Below are 18,539 nucleotides of genomic sequence, written 5' to 3'. Positions count from 1 at the left end.
GCAGACCCGCTTCAGATCATCGTCACATCACATCAGGCAGTGACCAGGTGGATGCGGGCAATTTCCTGGTTGCTGGCGTTGTAGAAGGCATAGTCGGTCGTGCCGGGGAAGTAGACGTAATGGTCCGAGCCGTTGGCCATGATCTGCAAGCTCTCGGAGGTACTCATCTTGACCGTGAGGATCTTCGAGATGCCGCTGCCGGCCATGCCCATCTGACGCACATCGTCGGCCGTGATGATCACGTTGGTACCGCTGCCGGCACTGACGTCCAGCGTGGTGATGCCGGTGACCTTGCTGGAGAAGTTGCTCAGGTTCAGTGACGTCCCCAGGTCCGCAAAGTGCAGCGTCGTGACCCCTGCGCCACCGCTGATGCTGTTGATGTTGGAGGTGCCTGTGGTCTGGTTGACCATGTCGCTCTGGGCCCCCGCCGAACTGTGCGAACCGGCGCTGACGTTGATGAGGTTGTTGCCGCTGCCGACCGTCACCGAATTGTGGCCGCCATCGACCACGTTGAACACATCAGTGCCCGAACTCGCGCCACCGCCGCTCAGTACGTTGGTGGTCGCCGTGCCGCGTGCCGACAGCACGTTGGCCGCGCTGTTGCCGGTCAGCGTGCTGTCCACGTTGGCACTGCCTTCCAGATTGGCAATGCCGACATAGCTGTCGCCGCTGGCATCGCCGCCGCTGCCCCCCGCACCCGACACCAGGCTGGCCGTGATCGCGCTGCCGGTCGAATACAGGTAGCTGACCGTATCGCTGCCCCCTGCCCCGCCGTTGAAGACGTTGGCCGCGCTGCTGGCGTAGAAGGTATCGCTGCCGGCGCTGCCGGTCGCGTTCTGGATGTTGACGTAGGTATCCCCCGCCGCATAGCCGCCGCTGCCGGTGCCGTGATACAGGTCCACCACAACCGCCGTGCTGCCCGAGCGCGCGTAATTGACCGTGTTGTTGCCGGCCCCGCCATCAAAGGCGTTGGCCACGCTGCTGGCATAGAAGGTATCGTTGCCCGAGCCGCCGGTGAGGTTGGCGATGTTGGTGAAGGTATCGCCCACCGCATAGGTACCGGTCGCCGCCAGCGTATTGGTGAGGTCCACCGTCACGCCGCCGGTATCGTACTCGTAGCTGACCGTATCGACCCCGCCGCTGCCGCCATCGAACTTGTTGGCCTGGGTGCTGGCCTTGAACAGATCGCTGGAGGCGCTGCCGATGACGTTGTCGATGTTGACCAGGATATCGCCCTGGGCGTCGCCGCCGGTGCCGGTGCCGTTCTTGAGGTCGATGGTCACCGCCGCTCCCGAACCGGCATAGGAGGCATAAGTGAAGGCGCGATTGGCCAGCACCGCGGTAATGGTGTCGGCCCCGCCGCCGCCTTCCAGCACGGACTGCGTCCCCACCGTGGCAAAGCCGGTCAGCGTGTCGTTTTGGGCACTGCCGACCACGTTCTGGATGGCGGTGTAAGTGTCGCCCTGCGCATAGTTGCCGCTGCCCACGCCGGTGGACAGGTTCACCGTCACGCCAGTGCTGTCGCTGCTGGTGGAGAGCGAATAGTTGACCGTATCGGAACCACCCGCGCCGCCGTTGAACTTGTTGGCATTGGCGCTGGCGAAGAAGGTGTCGTTGAGACTGCTGCCGATGACGTTGTCGATGTTGAACAGCGTATCGCCCTGGGCATCGCCACCGGTGCCGGTACCGGCCTGCAGGTTGATGCTCACACCCGCTGACGAACCGGCATACGAGGCGTAGGTGTCGGCACGGTTGGCCACCACCGCAGTGAGGCTGTCGGCCCCCTGGCCGCCGGTCAGCACCGAAGTGACGCCGGCCGTCGCGTAACCGGTCAGGGTATCGGCCCAGGCGCTGCCGATCACGTTCTGGATGTTGGCATAGGTATCGCCCTGGGCGTAGTTGCCGCTGCCGATACCGGTCGAAAGATTCACCGTCACGCCGGTGGAGCCGTTGCTGCTCGGCGTACCCGCATAGCTGACCGTATTGGAACCAGCGCCGCCGTCCAGGAAGTTCACCGCCTGGCTGGCCACGATGGTGTCGTTACCGCTGCCGCCGGTGGCATCCTGGATGTTGGCGTAAGTATCGCCGTTGGCCAGGCTGCCCGTGCCGCCGCTGCCGGTACCGGTGAGCAGGTTGATGGTTTCATCGGCGGTCGAGTTGACGTAGCTCACGCGGTTGTGCAGCGAACCGGTGCCGCCATCGAGCGCGTTGGCCGCCGCACTGGCGATGAAGACGTCATCGGCGGTACCGCCGGTGGCATCCTGGATGTTGGTGTAGGTATCGCCGTCGGCCAGACTGTTCGCGCCACCGCTGCCGGTGCCGTTGAACAGGTTGATGGTTTCCGAGACGGTCGAGGTGCTGTAGTTGACGCGGTTGTGGGTGCCGCCACCGCCATCGAATTTGTTGGCCGCGCTGTTGCCGTAGAAGGTGTCGTTGCCGCCACCACCGGTGACATCCTGGATGTTGATGTAGGTATCGCCATTGGCCAGGCTGCCCGTGCCGCCACTGCCGGTGCCGGTGACCAGGTTCACGGTTTCGTCGGCGCTGGAATTGGCATAGCTGACCAGGTTGTGCGAGGTCGACGTACTGGTACCGCCGTCGAAGAAGTTGGCCGCGCTGTTGGCGATGAAGACGTCATCGGCCGAGCCGCCCGTGACATCCTGGATGTTGGCATAGGTATCGCCATTGGCCAGGCTGTTCGCGCCGCCGCTGCCGGTGCCGTTGAACAGGTTGACCGTTTCAGCCACGGTGGAGCTGCTGTAGTTGACGCGGTTGTGGCTGCCGCCCCCGCCATCGAAGAAGTTGGCGGCCGTCGTACCGTAGAAGGTGTCATTGCCGCTGCCACCGGTCACGTCCTGAATGTTGGTGTAGGTATCGCCATTGGCCAGGCTGTTGGTGCCGCCGCTGCCGGTGCCTGCGATCAGGTTGACGGTTTCGTCGGCCGTGGAGTTGGAATAATTGACCCGGTTGTGCGTGCCGCCACCGCCATCAAAATTGTTGGACGCACTGTTGCCGTAGAAGGTGTCGTTGCCACTGCCACCGGTCGCATCCTGGATGTTGGTGTAGGTGTCGCCGGCGGCAAGCGTGCCGCTGCCCAGTCCCGTGAAGAGGTTGATGGTTTCGTCAGCTGCGGAGTTGACATAGCTGACGCGGTTGTGCGAACTGGCCGTGCTGGTGCCGCCATCGAAATAGTTGGCCGCCGCGCTGGCCACGAAGAGATCGTCAGCCGAACCGCCGGTGGCGTCCTGGATGTTGGTGTAGGTATCGCCATTGGCCAGGCTGCCGGTGCTGCCCGTGCCATTGCCGGTGAACAGGTTGATCGTCTCCGCGACGGTGGAGGTGCTGTAGCTGACCCGGTTGTGGCTGCCGCCGCCGCCATCGAAATTGTTGGCGGCAGTGTTGCCGTAGAAGGTGTCGTTGCCACCGCCGCCGGTGACGTCCTGAATGTTGACGTAGGTGTCGCCATTGGCCAGGCTGCCGGTGCCGCCACTGCCCAGTCCGGTCACCAGGTTGACGGTTTCGTCAACGGTGGAATTGGTATAGCTCACCCGGTTGTGCAACGAGCCGGTGCCGCCATCGAAATTGTTGGCCGCCGCGCTGGCCGTGAAGACGTCATCGGCGGTACCGCCGGTCACGTCCTGGATGTTGGTGTAGGTATCGCCATTGGCCAGGCTGCCGGTGCTGCCCGTGCCGGTCCCGGTGAACAGGTTCACCGATTCGGACACGGTGGAACCGCTGTAGTCGACCCGGTTGTGGCTGCCGCCACCGCCATCGAAACGGTTGGCCACGGCATTGCCGTAGAACGTGTCGTTGCCGCTGCCGCCGGTAGCGTCCTGGATGTTGGTGTAGGTATCGCCTGCGGCCAGGCTGCCGGTACCGCCACTCCCCTGGCCGGTGATCAGGTTGACCGTTTCATCGACACTGGAATTGGCATAGCTGACGCGGTTGTGCGTGCCGCCGCTGCCATCGAAATTGTTGGCCGCGGCATTGGCGATGAAGGTGTCATCGGCGCTGCCGCCGGTCACGTCCTGGATATTGACGTAGGTATCGCCATTGGCCAGGCTGCCCGTACCGCCCGTGCCCACGCCATTGAACAGGTCCACGGTCTCGGCCACGGTCGAGTTGACGTAGCTCACGCGATTGTGCGAACTGGCCGTGCTGCTGCCGCCATCAATGAAGTTGGCAGCCACGTTGGCGATGATGAGGTCATCGCCCGAACCGCCGGTCACATCCTGGATGTTGGTGTAGGTATCGCCGGCCGCATAGGTGCCGCTGCCGCTGCTGGTGAAGAGGTTGATGGTCTCGCTGGCAGTCGAGTGGGCATAGCTGACGCGGTTGTGCAGCGAGCCCGTGCCGCCGTCGAAATTGTTGGCCGCAAGACTGGCGACGAAGGTGTCGTCGTAGATGCTGCCGGTGAGGTCCTGCACGTTGACCAGCTTGTCGCCGGCCGCATAGCCACCGAAGGTGCCGCTACCGTTGCTGAAGCTCAGGTCCACCGTGACCGCGGCATCCGAGCTGGCATAGCTGACGCGGTTGTGCGAGCTGGCCGTACTGGTGCCGCCATCGATGCTGTTGGCTTCGCTGCTGGCGATGATCACATCGTCCAGCGAGGAGCCGATCACGTTCTGGATGCCGGTGTAGGTATCGCCTGCGGCAAAGCCGCCACTGCCACTGCCGGTCACCAGGTTGACGGTGACGGCTGCCGTCGAGAAGGCGTAGCTGACCGTATTGGAACCGAGCCCGCCAGCGAAGACGTTGGTGTTGTTGTCGGCGATGAAGGTGTCATCGTAGGCCGAGCCGATCACGTTCTGGATGCCGCTGTAGGTATCACCGCCCGCAAAGCCGTTGCTGCCGGTGCCATGGAACAGGTCCACGGTGACGCCGTTGCCGTCGCTGGCCTTGGCGTAGCTGACCGTATTGGTGCCGCCCCCGCCGACGAAGTCGTTGGCCGCCAGGCTGGCGATGAAGGTGTCGTTGCCGGTGCTGCCGGTGACGTTCTGGATGTTGACGTAGGTATCGTTGTCGGCATAGCCGCCGCTGCCGCTGCCCAATACCAGGTCCACCGTGACCCCGGCGTTCGATGCGGCATAGCTGACCCGGTTCGAGCCGGCCCCGCCGTCGAAGTTGTTGGCCGCTGCACTGGCCACGAAGGTGTCATTGCCGACACCGCCGGTGAGATCCTGGATGTTGGAGAGCTTGTCACCCTGCGCATAGCCACCGGACGTGCCGGTGCCATCGGTGAAGTTCAGGTCCACCGTCACTGCGGTGGTAGAGGCGGCATAGCTGACGCGGTTGTGGTTGGAGCCCGCGCCATCAAAGGTATTGGCGTCGGCGCTCGCCACGAAGGTGTCGTCATAGGCGCTGCCGATCAGGTTCTGAATGTTGCTGAAGGAGTCGCCCGCCGCGTAGTAACCGCCGGTACCGGTGCCGATGGCATTGGTCAGATCGACCGTCACGCCACCGGTCGAGAAGATGTAGCTGACCGTGTTGGAGCCACCGCCGCCGTTGAAATTGTTGACGTCGGCGCTGGCAATGAAGGTGTCGTTGAAGGCGCTGCCGATCAGATTCTGGATATGCGCCAGCACGTCGCCCTGGGCATAGCCGCCGGAGGTGCCGGTGCCGTCGGTGTGGGTCAGGTCGACCGTCACTGCGGCATTGGAGTTGGCATAGCTGACCGTATCCGAGCCGCCCAGTCCGCCGTTGAAATTGTTGGCGGCGGCACTGGCGATGAAGGTATCGGAGTAGGAGCTGCCGACGATGTTCTGGATGTTGGTGTAGGTATTGTTCTGCGCGTAGCCGCCGCTGCCGCTCATGGTGATCATGTTCACCGTGACCGCGCCGGTGGAGGCACCGTAGTTCACGGTATCGGAGCCACCGCTGCCGCCATCGAAGTGCACGCTGTCCACGCCGGCGATGAAGACGTCATCGAAGGCCGAGCCGACCGCATTCTGGATGTGGTTGTAAGTGTCGCCTTCAGCATAGCCGCCGGTGCCGCGTCCGGACACGAAGTTGATCGACACGCCGGCCGTCGAGCCGGCATAGCTGACGGTATCGCTGCCGCCGCTGCCGCCGTCGAAGCTGTTGGCGTCGGCGCTGCCGACGAAGGTATCGTTGAAGGCGGTACCGATCACGTTCTGGATGCGGACGTAGGTATCCCCCGCCGCCGCTCCGCCACTGCCCACGCCGCTTTGCAGGTTGACGTTCACGCCGGCATTGGAGCTGGCGTAGGACACCGCATTGGAGCCCGATCCGCCATCAAAACGATTGGCCTCGCCACTGGCGATGAAGATGTCGTTGTAGTCGCTGCCGATGACGTTCTGGATATGTGTATAGGTATCGCCCTGCGCGTATCCGCCCGTACCGGTGCCGGTGACCAGGTTGACTGTCACGGCACTGTTCGAGGAAGCGTACGACACTGTATCGGACCCGCCGCTGCCACCGTCCAGTCGATTGACCGCCGCGTTGGCGACGAAGGTATCGCTGAAGGCACTGCCGCGCAGGTTCTGGATGTTGCTCAGCTGGTCGCCCTGGGCATCGCCGCCGGTGCCGGTGCCGGTCACCAGGTTGACCGTCACGCCAGCCGATGACCCGGCATAGCTGGCCGTGTTGACATTGGTGCCGGTGCTGTTGACGCCGCCCACGATCTGGTCGGCACCCGCGCCGCCCTCGAAGAAGGTATTGCCGGTGCCGCCGATGAGGACGTCGTTGCCGGTGCCGCCATAGATCACGTCATTGGCGTTGCTGCCATAGACGGTCACGCCGCCATTGCCGGCATGGATCTCGTGCGGCAGGCCCTGGGCCGGCAGGACCAGTACCGGGTCGCCGGTGGCCGGATCGAGATAGCTCAGGTCGCCATAGCCGGTGGCATCCTTGATGGCCACGTGGCGCGTGTCGTTGAGGGTGAGCTGGCCATTGGAGGTGGCCACCACGGTACTGAAGCTCAGATCGAAGGCCTGGTGTACCGGTGAGGCTGAATTGGCTTCCACCGTACTGTACTGGAACTGTAACGGGAAGTCGGTCTGGCCGGCCGCCACCGTCATCTGGAAACGTCCGCCACCGAGGTCAGTACCGTTGACGATGGACATCCCCGCCGGCACGCCCGAGACCGTCACCGACAGCACCGTGCCATTGCCGGTGATGGTGACGTCGAACACCTTGATGAAGGTACCGGCGTTGTTGCCCGCCGCGTAGATGGTATGCACGCTGTCGGGCGCATTGATGACCTGGGTGCTGAACTGCAGCGGCAGGCCGGCGTCGGTGGCCGAGACCGGAATGCCGCCGCTGCCCAAGAGCGTGTCGCCGGTCTGGGTGGTGGTGGCCAGGTTGACCAGCTTGATCGCCATCGACGGTTGTGAGGGATCGACCACGATGGTGGACGGCTTGCTGCCCGGACGTTCCGGCGGCAGTTGCGGCTCCACCGGCTTGACCGGCGCTTCGTTGGCGTTGGGATTGGCGGTCTGGGCAATCACCGATTGCGGCTGGACCGGTTGCGTGGTCGGCTGCGATTGCGAGGCCGCTGCGGCGGCCGCCGTGCTGGTCACGGTCGAATGGCTGGTGTCGCCGGCCGTCAGCGGGCCGGTGGAATTGGCGGTCTTGCCGGTGCCGCTGCTGCTGGTCAGCGAGGCGGCGTTGTCACTGATGATCTGGGCGAACTGGGTCGCGCCTTCACTGCCGACGCTGGCCGAGTTGCGGTCCACCGTGACCTGCTGGGCCGGGGCCACGTTGGGTGCAGAGGCGACCGGATCGGAATTGAGCACGCGCGACTGGTCGTTCGGCTTGAGCGAGATCTTGCCCACGGTATCGAGCAGCTTGCCGGTATCGGCGCTGGTGTCGGCGAACCTGACCTTGGACTTGTCGTCCATGGCTTCCATGGCCCCGCCGGCCAGCACCACCTTGGTGCCGTCGGCCATGTGCAGCACCATGTCCACGTCGACCACCTGCACGTGCTGCACGGCCGCGCGGTTGGCGCTGACCTGGAAGCTGCCGGCCTGGTCGGGCATGACCACGCGCACGGGTCCTGCTACCTTGTCCGCGGAGTTCGCTTGTGATGAGCTTGCGGTTGCCATGTTTCCTCGCTATCGAAGATCGTTCGGATGTCGAATCTGAATCTGAATCTGAAACTGAATCTGGTTCGGGGTGACCCTGCCGGGCAGCGTCACTGCAAAATCTGGTCGCGCGGTCCGTCTGCCACGATGCGCCCGCCGTCGATGACGATGATGCGGTCCACGTGGCGCAACAGCGCCGGGCTATGGGTGGCCACCACCAGCGTGCGCGGGCCGGCATACGCCGCCAGCCGCTCGATGATGCGGGCCTCGGTCTGCTGGTCCACGCCGGTAGTCGGTTCGTCCAGCAGCAGGATGCGCGGGGTGCAGGCGATCACGCGCGCCAGTGCCACCATCTGGCGCTGGCCGCCGGAGAGATTGCCGGGGGCCTTGATGGCCTGGTCCAGGCGCAGCTCGCCGCGCGCGATCAGGTCATCCAGCGAGGACACCGCCAGCGCCGCTTCATAGACCTGCCCCGGCACGCGGTCGCCCACGAAGATGTTGGCCGCTACCGTGCCATCGAACAGGAAAGGTTCCTGCGGCTTGAAGCCGATGCAGCGCATCCGTACCTCGGGGGCATAGGCCGTCACGGCCACGCCATCGATGAGCACATGCCCTTCGTCGGGCTTGTGCAGGCCCGCCAGGGCACGCAGCAGCGTGGATTTGCCGGAGCCCGAGCGGCCCACCAGGCCGACCTTCTCGCCAGGCTGGATGGTCAGCGAGATGTTCTTCAGGGTGGTGTTTTCTTTGTGGTCCAGGTGCAGCAGCAGATTGCCGACCTGAATCAGGCCGCGCATTTCCTGGCGCAGCACATCAGCGGCCGGCGTCTCTTTCTGCTCTTCGAACAGCTGGTCAAATTCGGCACGGGCGCGGCGGAACATCTCGATGCGGCCCAGGAGTGCCGCCAGCGACGACAGCACCGTGGTGGCGCGGCTGATCAGCAGCGAGCAGGCGATCAGCGCGCCAACGGTGAGCAGGTTGTCTTCCACCAGATAGACGCCCACCACCAGCGTGGCCACCGCAATGAAGGTGTAGCCCACGGTGGAGATGGCATAGCTGGTATTCATCCAGAAGCGGCTCTTGGCCTGGGCTACGGCATTGGCACCGGCATCGGCCAGGAAGGCGCGCATGAGGCGGTCCTGCAGCGGCGTGGTCTTGAGCGTTTCCATGCCGTAGACGATGCTGGCCAGCTTGTCCACCTTGCCGGTACCGGCCTTCATGGCCGCATGCGCATAGTCATTGGCCGGAACTTTGAGCAGCAGCTGCATGCCGACCAGCAGCGCCCCGCCCACCAGCAGCACCCACACCATGTGGCCGCCGATGAGGCCAAGCACCACCAGGTACAGCGCGAGGAACGGCAGGTCCACCAGCAGCAGCATGTAGTTGGACGAGAGCAGGTCGCGTGCGGCCGAGAGATCACGGTAACGCGCCAGCACCACGCCCACCGGTGCTTGTACCTTGGCCGTCAGCAGGCGGCGTGCCGAGACTTCATCGAATTCGCCATCCAGGCGGCCGGCCAGTTGCTCGGTGTAATACACGCGGATGATGCGCAATACCAGCTCCAGGCCGATGAAGAGCAGCATGCCCAGCGTCAGCGCCCAGAGCGTTTCCGGGATGTGGTTGCCCAGTACCTTGTCGTAGATCAGCCGCGAATACAGCGGCATCAGCAGGCCCAGCAGGTTGACCAGGATGCCGGCCACGATGATCTCGACGAAGCGGCTGCCATAGGCGCGCAGCAGCGTCAGGTAAGTGGGATCGGCGCGCAGGTCCGTGCGGACTTGCGGCTGATCGATGTGGACCTGTTCGCTGGCGTTCATGGTGCGTGGCGTTCGTGGTCAGACCGCGATCAGGCCTGGCCGCCGCGGTTGGTGGCGGTGATTTCGCGGATCGCTTCGCGCAGTTCCAGGCGCAGGTCCTTGACCATTGTCTGGCGGCCGGTACGCATCTCGTCGATGACGGTCTGCCAGTTGATGTTCTGGCGCATCAGGGCTTCGGTGATGGAGGTCAGCGATTGCGGGATGGCGCCCAGGTTCTTGACGCGGTCGTTCTGCATCGCCATGTGCTTGGCCAGGTCGATCTGCAGCTGGCGTGCGGAGAGCGCATCGCGCGCCATGTTGCTGGAGTTCTCGCCGATGGTGTTGCCCAGTTCGTTCAGGCGCGCGGCCACGGTGGCCTGCAGTTCGCCCTGGTACTGGATTGCTCCCATCTCGTCGGCCAGGCGTACCGAGATCTGGTTCAGCAGTGCCGGCAGCTGCGCGATGTTCTGCGCATTCTTTTCGTTCATGTTGGAGATCTCGCCCTGCTGCGCCTGCAGCGAACTGAGCGCGGTGGACAGCGCCAGCTGGCCGGCCTGGATGGTGGAAACGATCTGCGGCATCACTTCGAAGGTGCGGTTGGCGATGTCGCCATTGACCGAGAGGCGTTCTTCCAGCGAGGACAGGCTGTCGGAGAGATCGCGGGCGGAGGTGATCTTGGTGTTGATCAACTGGCCGACGTTGCGGATTTCTTCCAGCGTCTGCTGTGCGGTCTCGTGCATGCGCGGGCCGAAGGCCACCAGCTGGCGCAGGCTGCGCGATTCTTCCATGCTGTCGTTGAAGAGCTGGACGATGTTGTTGAGGCGGTCGTTCAGGCCTTCGAGCTTGATGCCGGCCTGCAGCGAGGCTTCCGAACTGTTGCGCGCGGCCATGATGGATTCGCGCTGCAGCACCATCAGATCCTGCAGGAATTCGGCGAGGAAGGTTTCGGAGACGCCCTGGCGCTGCGTGGCCGCCGGGCCGCTCATGTCATGCACCACGTGCTGCACCATGTCGCTGATGCATTCGCGGGCGCGCGTGACCAGCTTCTTGCTGGCCGCGCGCAGCGGCGTCAGGGTCAGGCCCAGCGCGAGCGAGCCGATCAGGCCGAACATCGAGGCCGAGAAGGCGGTGCCCATCGAGGCCAGCGGCTTTTGCAGGTCGGCCACCAGGTGCATGAAGGAGGCATCCATGTCGCCGGCCGTGCTGGCCTTGCCGAAGCCGTCGATCAGGGCGGCGGTGCTGACCAGGGTTTCCAGCAGGCCGATGAAGGTACCGAGCAGACCCAGCGCGATCATGAAGCCGGTCAGGAATTGCGGGAATTCGGTCTTGGCTTCGAGGTGCGCGCGCAGGTCGTGCAGCGAGCCTTCGATGGTTTCCTGTTCGATACGGGAAGTCAGCCGGCCCTTGGTGCTGGCCACGGACACCAGCACCTGGCCGATCTCGGTGCCTTCGAATTCAGGCGCCTTCACCAGGCTTTCCATCGATTCGCCGGCCTTGGTACGGTCGTAGAACTGGATCAGCTTGTCGTATTCCCAGTTGACGCGGTACAGGTTGTAGAAGATCAGCGCAATGCCGAACACCGCCACCGCGATGATGAACAGGTTCAGGAAGGGATTGATCTGGATCGCATGCCCCACGAATCCCCGGAACAGGAAAGCGCCCAACAGCAGCAGGAGCGTCGGGATGGCGGCAAGTGCGTAGAACTGGCGAAGGTTTTTCATACGTGCGAGGTTCCGGAGAAAAGAACGCAGGGAAAGTGGATGGTGCAGAAAACGTCAACCGCCGCAAAGCCTTGGTGGATGTGGCTTTGCAGCGAGCAATAAAGCACTTCAGGCAGTGCGGCGCAGTTCATCGCGGCTCCCGCAGGGCACCTTGGCCGAAGCGCGACAGCGGCGACATCAGGTACTGCCACACCGTGCGGCGGCCGACGATGATGTCGGCGCTGGCGGTCATGCCGGGCATCAGGGCCAGCTTGCGCTGCAGATCGTTGTCGCCGCGCTGGACGGCGATCTTGATGCGGTAGCTGCGCTCGCCGCGCGGATTGTTTTCATCGGGGACGGTGTCGGCGCTGATCTCGGTGACCACGCCTTCCATGGCGCCATACACGCCGTAGTCATAGGCCGAGACCTTCACGCGCGCCTTGGCCCCGGTGGCCAGTTCGGCGCGGTCAGTTGGGGAGATGCGGGCTTCAATGACCAGCTTGTCGTCGCTGGGGGTCATCTCGATGATGGGGTCGCCGGGCCGCACCACGCCACCCACGGTATTGATCATCACGCGGTTGACCACGCCATCCATGGGCGCTTTCACTTCCGAACGCGAGACGCGGTCGTTGCGCGATTTGATTTCTTCCTGCAGGCGTGCCAGTTCGGTTTCCGCCGCAGTGAGTTCGGCGCGGGCATCCGAACGGAAGCGCGATGAGGCTTCGCCCATCTTGGCCTGCGATTCGGCGATGGCCGCTTTCAGGCGCGGGATCATGGCATCGTTGGCCGAGAGCTTGCTCTGCGCATCCTGCACGCGGGCGGCGGCCTGGATGTCTTCCAGCTGCGAGGCGGCATTGCGCTCGAGCATGTTGTGGATCAGCTTGTACTGGCGCTGTGCCAGGTCCAGTTCGCTGGCCTGGCTCTTCTGGCGGCTGACCGCTTCGCCCAGCTCGGCCTGGCGTTGCGCGGCCTGCTCGCGCAGCACCGACATTTCCTGCATGAGCTTGGCCGAGCGCGCGGCGAAGGCGGCCTGCTCGCTTTGGACAGCGGGATCATCGCGGTCGAGGTCAGCCGGCATCTGCAGGCTCGCAGCCCCTGCCGCTTCGGCCGAGAGGCGGGCGATCTTGGCACGCAGGCCGAGGATCTTGACGCGGCCTTCACCGAGATCGGCATTGGCACGCACGTCGGCAATCGAGATCAGGGTCTGGCCCTTCCTGACCACCGCGCCCTCGCGCACCAGGATGGCGGAGACGATGCCGCCTTCCAGATGCTGGATGACCTGGTTGTGTTCGGAGGCGACGATGCGGCCACTGCCGCGCACCACCATATCGATGGGCGCCAGCATCGACCAGATCACCAGCAAGGCCAGCAGCAGCGTGCAGGCCAGCACTGCCAGGCGCGGACGCGGCATGGCCTGCAGCTCGCCCAAGCGGCGGTCCAGGCGCGGTGCCACGCGGCGCATGAAGCCCTTGCCACGGGAACTGATCCCGTGGCCGGTGCCGGGCTTGAGCGAGAGCGTCATTTTGCCGAGGCCTGGTATTGCACGATCACGCGCGCATCATTGCCGCTGCCGTTTTCATCGGTGGCTACGCGGCTGGTGACGCGTTCCTTGTCCACCCCGGCATCGATCAGGTAATTGCGGACCGCAACGGTGCGATAGTAGGCACGCCGCCGGCTCTCGCTGTAGGCACCGCTGCCGATCACGCCGGTGACGACGATCTTGCCCTGGCTGGACTTGGCGCGGCGCACCCAGTCGCCGATGCTCTTGTCCAGCGCTTTGCTGCCCTCGTCATTCAACTGGGTAGAATCGGCATCGAAGTTCAGGGTCACCGCTTTTTCGTTGGCATCGATGCGCAGGCCGGGCGCGACTTCCTTGTCGTTGGGTTCGGTCTTGACCTGGATCGCATTGGGGCTGGAGGGTGCGGCAGCGCTGCGCAGGCTGCCGTTGTCGGACTGCAGGGGCGGCGCGGCCAGCTTGGCTTTGAGGCTGGCCACCTCGCGCTTGAGCTGTTCGATTTCCTGCGCCTTCTCGCGCTCGCCGGGCGTTTCGGCACTGTTGATGCTGGTGCTGTCGGCGGTGGCAATGGTGTCGGTCTTCCTGGCTTTGGATTCACCCACGACCTGCGTCTGGCCCTGCGAGATCAGCTTGCTGACCTTCATCTGCGCCAGCTTCTGCGAGTAGTAGAACAGCGTCACCACGAACACCACCACCACGAAGATCATCACCAGCACCACGTTGGACAGCGCGTCCACGAAGCCTGGCCAGAAATTCTGTTCCTTGCCGCCCTCCATCATTCCCCCGTCTTGTTGGCCGCCCGCGTGGGCAGGGTTTCCAGTGCCGATGCGCGACCGGTGTTGCGCAGGATCTGATAGCTGATATCGGCCTGCTGGAACAACAGGTTGGCAAAGTCCATGCGCGCCTGGTAGGCCTGCTGGTAGGCGTCCAGCACATCCAGCAATTGCTTGCTGCCGGTGGAGAGCTGTTCCAGGAAGACATCGGCCACGTTGGCATTGGTGAGATAGGCCTGGCGCGAAATCTCCATGCGCTTTCTCACCGCGCCCAGGGTGCGGTAATTGATCTCGATCTGCTCACGCAATTTGCGTTCCAGGTCGAGCGCGGTGTTGCTCTTTTCCACGTACTTGGCACCGGCCTGCTTGCTGTAATACATGTCCGAGCCGCCATTGAGCAGGTTCATGCTCACCACCATCATCAGGCGGCGGTCGGTGGTCAGCTGCAAGGTGTTGTCGGTGGTATCGATGGCACCGCCTGCACCACGGGTCTTGGTCTGGGTCCATTCCAGGGCCAGCGTGGGCGAGAACTTGGCGCGCGCCGATTTCAGTTCCTGGTTGGCCGCATCCACGTCGCGCCGCGCGGCACGCACGCCGGGGTTGGTCTCGTAGACATCCTGCAGGGCCAGCTTGGAGGTATCCGGCACGGTCGGCATCATGTGGTCCGGCACTTCGATCTGCTCGATCTTGCGGCCGGTGATCTGGTTCAGCGACACCATGGCGCTCTCCAGCGCGCCTTCGGCCTCGGCCACGGCGGACTGGGCCGTGAGCGAGCGGCCGCGCACGCGTTCGAAGTCGATGCGGCTGGCACCGCCGCCTTCGAGGCGCTTGCTCATGTAATCCAGCAAGGCGCCCATGCGCTGGGCGTAGCTGCGCGAGAACGACAGCGTGGCGTAGGCGCGCATGACGTCGTAATACGCCTTGATGGCGTTGTAATACAGGGTCTCGCGGGCATCGTCGCGGCGCAGGTCGGCGGCGTCGGCCAGCGAGCTGCTCTTGCGGTAGTCGTAATACGAACCGGGCGCGAAAATGGGCTGGCGGCCGATCAGCGTCACGTCCCAGCGCTTGTGGTACGAGGCGCGCTGGATCAGGCCGGTATTGGGATCGATCACCGAAGACGGCGACGAATATTCATTGCCCTTCTGCGCCCGCAGGTCCAGCGTCGGGCCGAGCTGGCCGGCCGTGGCCTTGGAGGCATAGCGCGCCTGGTCCGCTTGCGCGGAAGTGGCGGCGTAGCTGTAACTGTTGTTGAGCGCCAGGTCGAGCACGCTGCGCAGGCTCAGGTCCGGGACGGTCTCGCCCTCGGTGACGATGCTGATTTGCGGCAGCACGATCTGATTGCCCGAGAAGCTCGGATCGGACTGGCGCAGCAACAGCAGGATTTCATCCTGGGTCGAGGGCGGCGGGGTGTCGGCCGGCAAACCCGGCAGGCGGTAGTCCGTCGCCGATGGGCCGGCAGGATCGGCACCCAGCCGGATTTGCGGCGGAGCATCCAGTTTGTTGTCGAAGGTGGCCGGCGCGGCCGGTGTGGTTTGCATTATGACGGCGTCGGCTGGCGGCTTGTCAGCCGCCTGGGGCGCGGAATGCGCGGCCAAGCCCAATGAAACGCCCAGTATGAAACGCTTGCTTTTGAGAACTCTCATCAACACGATCAGCCGGTATCCCACCGGCCTCCCCTACCCAACCCGCATCCCAGGAAAGAATCGGCAGCCCTCGCTGCGATTCCCGTCATCAAGCCGGGGAGACTCCTGTTCTTTTTATGAGGGAGCGCCGGCTTGCACATCCGTTCGATCAGTCCGATCGAATTTGTTACCATTTTGTTAAAACAATTTTATCACCGGCGGATTGCAACTCAATTACAAATAGCCCGGAAAAATCGTTTAATTTCAATTGACTTGATAAAAGTTAACTTCGGCAATTATGGTCAGCTTGTTGCAGACATGCCATCAGGAAATACGCGAATGCTCACAAAGTGAACAAAAACACCAAAAATTGCGGTTGAAAAACCACAAGTCTCTCCCTATATCCTGCCCACAGACGATTACCTCTGCCTATTTCACTCATCCATTTCTTCAATTAAGGACAACCACATGGCAACCGAAAAACAGACCATGGGCTTCCAGGCCGAAGTCAAGCAACTGCTGCAATTGATGATCCACTCGCTGTATTCGAACAAGGAAATCTTCCTGCGCGAGCTGGTCTCCAACGCCTCCGATGCGGCCGACAAGCTGCGCTTCGAGGCCATCAACAATGGCAGCCTGTTCGAGGACGATCCGGAACTGAAGATCAAGATCAGCTTCGACAAGGCGGCGCGCACCATCACCATCTCCGACAACGGCATCGGCATGAACCGGGATGAGGCCATCTCGCACCTGGGCACCATCGCCAAGTCGGGTACCAAGGAATTCTTCTCGCGCCTGTCGGGCGACCAGCAGAAGGATGCCGCCCTGATCGGCCAGTTCGGCGTGGGCTTCTATTCGGGCTTCATCATCGCCGACCGCATCACGGTCGAGACGCGCCGTGCCGGCACCCCCGCCTCCGAAGGCGTGCGCTGGGAATCCGAAGGCGCGGGCGACTTCTCCATCGAGCAGATCACCAAGCCGGGCCGTGGCACCGACATCATTCTTCACCTGCGTGAAGGCGAAGATGAATTCCTCTCCGCTTGGCAACTGAAGTCCATCATCCGCAAGTATTCCGACCACATCTCCCTGCCGATCCTGATGAACAAGGAAGAATGGGATGAGGAAAAGAAGGAAACCGTGCAGAAGGACGAGCTGGAGACGGTCAACCAGGCCAGCGCTCTGTGGACGCGCAGCAAGTCGGAGGTCACGCCCGAGCAATATGAAGAGTTCTACAAGCACGTCTCGCACGACTTCGGGGCTCCCCTCGCGTACACCCACAACCGCGTGGAAGGCCGCAGCGAATACACGCAGCTGCTCTACATCCCGGCGCGCGCCCCGTTTGACCTGTGGGACCGCAACAAGCGCGGCGGCATCAAGCTGTACGTCAAGCGCGTGTTCATCATGGACGATGCCGAGCAGCTGATGCCGGTGTACCTGCGCTTCGTCAAGGGCGTGATCGATTCGGCCGACCTGCCGCTGAACGTCTCGCGCGAGATCCTGCAGGAGTCGCGCGACGTGCGCGCCATCCGCGACGGTTCGGCCAAGCGCGTGCTGAGCCTGCTGGAAGAGCTGGCCAACAGCGAAGACCAGGCGCAGAAGGACAAGTACACCACCTTCTGGACCGAGTTCGGCCAGGTGTTGAAGGAAGGCATCGGCGAGGATGCGGCCAACAAGGAGCGCATCGCCAAGCTGCTGCGCTTTGCGTCCACCCACAATGACAGCGATGTGCAGAATGTTTCGCTGGCCGATTATGTGGCCCGCATGAAGGAAGGCCAGGACAAGATCTACTACGTCACTGCCGAGACGTACCAGGCCGCCAAGAACAGCCCGCACCTGGAAATCTTCCGCAAGAAGGGTGTGGAAGTACTGCTGCTGACCGACCGCGTGGACGAGTGGATGCTGTCCTTCCTGACCGAGTTCGAAGGCAAGGAACTGGCCTCGGTGGCCAAGGGTGGCCTGGACCTGGGCCAGCTGGAGAACGAAGCCGAGAAGAAGCAGCACGAAGAGACGCAAGCCGAGTACAAGGAGCTGGTCGAGAAGATGAAGACCGCCCTGGGCGACAAGGCCAAGGAAGTGCGCGTGACCTTCCGCCTGACCGATTCCCCGGCTTGCCTGGTGGCCGACGAGAACGAGCTGTCGGGCAACCTGGTGCGCATGTTGAAGGCAGCCGGCCAGGCGGCACCGGAATCCAAGCCCACGCTGGAAATCAACCCGGACCACCCGCTGGTGCAGCGCCTGAAATACGAAGAAGCGCGCTTCGACGACTGGTCGCACATCCTGTATGACCAGGCCCTGCTGGCTGAAGGCGGTGCACTGGCTGATCCGGCCAGCTTCGTGAAGCGCTTGAACGACATGCTGCTGGCCATGGCCGCCAAGTAAGTTCGTTCATCTGCCGGACCGTGCCGTCAGGCCGTCATGGCTTGATGGCAGCAGCGCCGCCTGCGGGGAAACTCGCAGGCGGCGTTTTCATTCATATCGGCTTGCAGCCACGATGCTGGCTGGTTAACATCGGCCTATGGAATTGCACTTCATCAATCCCCGCAAGAACGCCCTCGCCTATCTGGTCAAGATCCTCTCCGGCTGCCTTATCTTGTGGTACGGGCTGCGCGCGCTGGGCATCGAGGAGCCCTACTGGGCCATGATTTCGCTCATCATCGTGACCGAGCCGGACATGACGGTAGCCAAGGCCAATTTCCGGGCGCGGCTGATCAACACGATTTCGGGCTGCATCGTTTCCTGCATCGCGCTGGTAGTGTTCGGGCCGACCTTCCTGGCCATGCTGGTGGCGCTGACCGCAGCGGTGGTGGTAGCCATGCTGCTGCAGAACTATCCGAGCAACTGGCGGCTGGGGCCGGCGACCGTGGTGATCCTGCTGTCGGCGGCCTTCAGCGGCAATGGCTTGAGCCAGGAACTGCACCTGGCCTTGATGCGGGTGGGGGAAGTGATCATCGGCAGTACGGTGGCGCTGCTGCAGACGGTGATCTACATGTGGTTGCTCAAGGTGCGCAAGCCTGAGCCGAAAGATGAGGCAGCTGGCTCCTGATGCCCGCTCAGAAATTGCAGGTCCGCTGCCAAAGAGGTGAAGCAACA

8 protein-coding genes are annotated in these 18,539 nt (G+C 63.4%); 2 read left to right on the top strand and 6 right to left on the bottom strand.

The window, feature by feature from the left end:
* Positions 1-32 precede the first annotated feature (32 nt).
* The 6 genes from J2X56_RS21915 to J2X56_RS21890 all read right to left on the bottom strand — a co-directional run bounded on the left by J2X56_RS21915 (position 33) and on the right by J2X56_RS21890 (position 15,479).
* Positions 33-8,066 (bottom strand): calcium-binding protein, encoded by an 8,034-nt coding sequence (locus J2X56_RS21915; protein ID WP_310162603.1) that lies wholly within the window; start codon positions 8,064-8,066, stop codon positions 33-35.
* Positions 8,067-8,155: 89 nt separating this feature from the next.
* Positions 8,156-9,859 (bottom strand): peptidase domain-containing ABC transporter, encoded by a 1,704-nt coding sequence (locus J2X56_RS21910; protein WP_134135101.1) that lies wholly within the window; start codon positions 9,857-9,859, stop codon positions 8,156-8,158.
* Between the two features lie 29 nt (positions 9,860-9,888).
* Positions 9,889-11,559, bottom strand: a complete 1,671-nt coding sequence (locus tag J2X56_RS21905; protein WP_134135100.1) for a biopolymer transporter ExbB — start codon at positions 11,557-11,559, stop codon at positions 9,889-9,891.
* Between the two features lie 127 nt (positions 11,560-11,686).
* A complete protein-coding gene (locus J2X56_RS21900) occupies positions 11,687-13,060 on the bottom strand; it encodes an HlyD family type I secretion periplasmic adaptor subunit (protein WP_121039263.1) in 1,374 nt (457 codons plus the stop codon).
* Positions 13,057-13,830, bottom strand: a complete 774-nt coding sequence (locus J2X56_RS21895; protein WP_198516499.1) for a cell envelope biogenesis protein OmpA — start codon at positions 13,828-13,830, stop codon at positions 13,057-13,059. Before J2X56_RS21895 ends, J2X56_RS21900 begins: the two co-directional genes overlap by 4 nt.
* On the bottom strand, positions 13,830-15,479 hold the full coding sequence (locus J2X56_RS21890) for a TolC family protein (RefSeq protein ID WP_134135350.1): 1,650 nt from the start codon (positions 15,477-15,479) through the stop codon (positions 13,830-13,832). The genes J2X56_RS21895 and J2X56_RS21890 overlap by 1 nt, the downstream gene beginning before the upstream one ends.
* Positions 15,480-15,917: 438 nt before the next feature.
* On the opposite strand from J2X56_RS21890, the gene htpG reads away from it, so the two are divergent.
* Both htpG and J2X56_RS21880 read left to right on the top strand, forming a co-directional pair.
* Positions 15,918-17,828 (top strand): molecular chaperone HtpG, encoded by a 1,911-nt coding sequence (gene htpG / locus J2X56_RS21885; RefSeq protein WP_121039260.1) that lies wholly within the window; start codon positions 15,918-15,920, stop codon positions 17,826-17,828.
* 136 nt (positions 17,829-17,964) lie between these two features.
* Positions 17,965-18,492 (top strand): FUSC family protein, encoded by a 528-nt coding sequence (locus J2X56_RS21880; RefSeq protein WP_121039257.1) that lies wholly within the window; start codon positions 17,965-17,967, stop codon positions 18,490-18,492.
* Positions 18,493-18,539 lie beyond the last annotated feature (47 nt).

This window comes from Herbaspirillum sp. 1173 (assembly GCF_031455335.1).
Classification (GTDB): Bacteria; Pseudomonadota; Gammaproteobacteria; order Burkholderiales; family Burkholderiaceae_D; genus Herbaspirillum; species Herbaspirillum huttiense.
Note: the sequence above shows the minus strand (reverse complement) of the source record. Positions and strands in the feature narration are given on the sequence as shown.

Coding starts and splice junctions, on each gene's coding strand:
- J2X56_RS21900 (WP_121039263.1), bottom strand. CDS start 13,060: ATGACGCTCTCGCTCAAGCCCGGCACCGGCCACGGGATCAGTTCCCGT.
- J2X56_RS21905 (WP_134135100.1), bottom strand. CDS start 11,559: ATGAAAAACCTTCGCCAGTTCTACGCACTTGCCGCCATCCCGACGCTC.
- J2X56_RS21915 (WP_310162603.1), bottom strand. CDS start 8,066: ATGGCAACCGCAAGCTCATCACAAGCGAACTCCGCGGACAAGGTAGCA.
- J2X56_RS21895 (WP_198516499.1), bottom strand. CDS start 13,830: ATGGAGGGCGGCAAGGAACAGAATTTCTGGCCAGGCTTCGTGGACGCG.
- htpG (WP_121039260.1), top strand. CDS start 15,918: ATGGCAACCGAAAAACAGACCATGGGCTTCCAGGCCGAAGTCAAGCAA.
- J2X56_RS21880 (WP_121039257.1), top strand. CDS start 17,965: ATGGAATTGCACTTCATCAATCCCCGCAAGAACGCCCTCGCCTATCTG.
- J2X56_RS21910 (WP_134135101.1), bottom strand. CDS start 9,859: ATGAACGCCAGCGAACAGGTCCACATCGATCAGCCGCAAGTCCGCACG.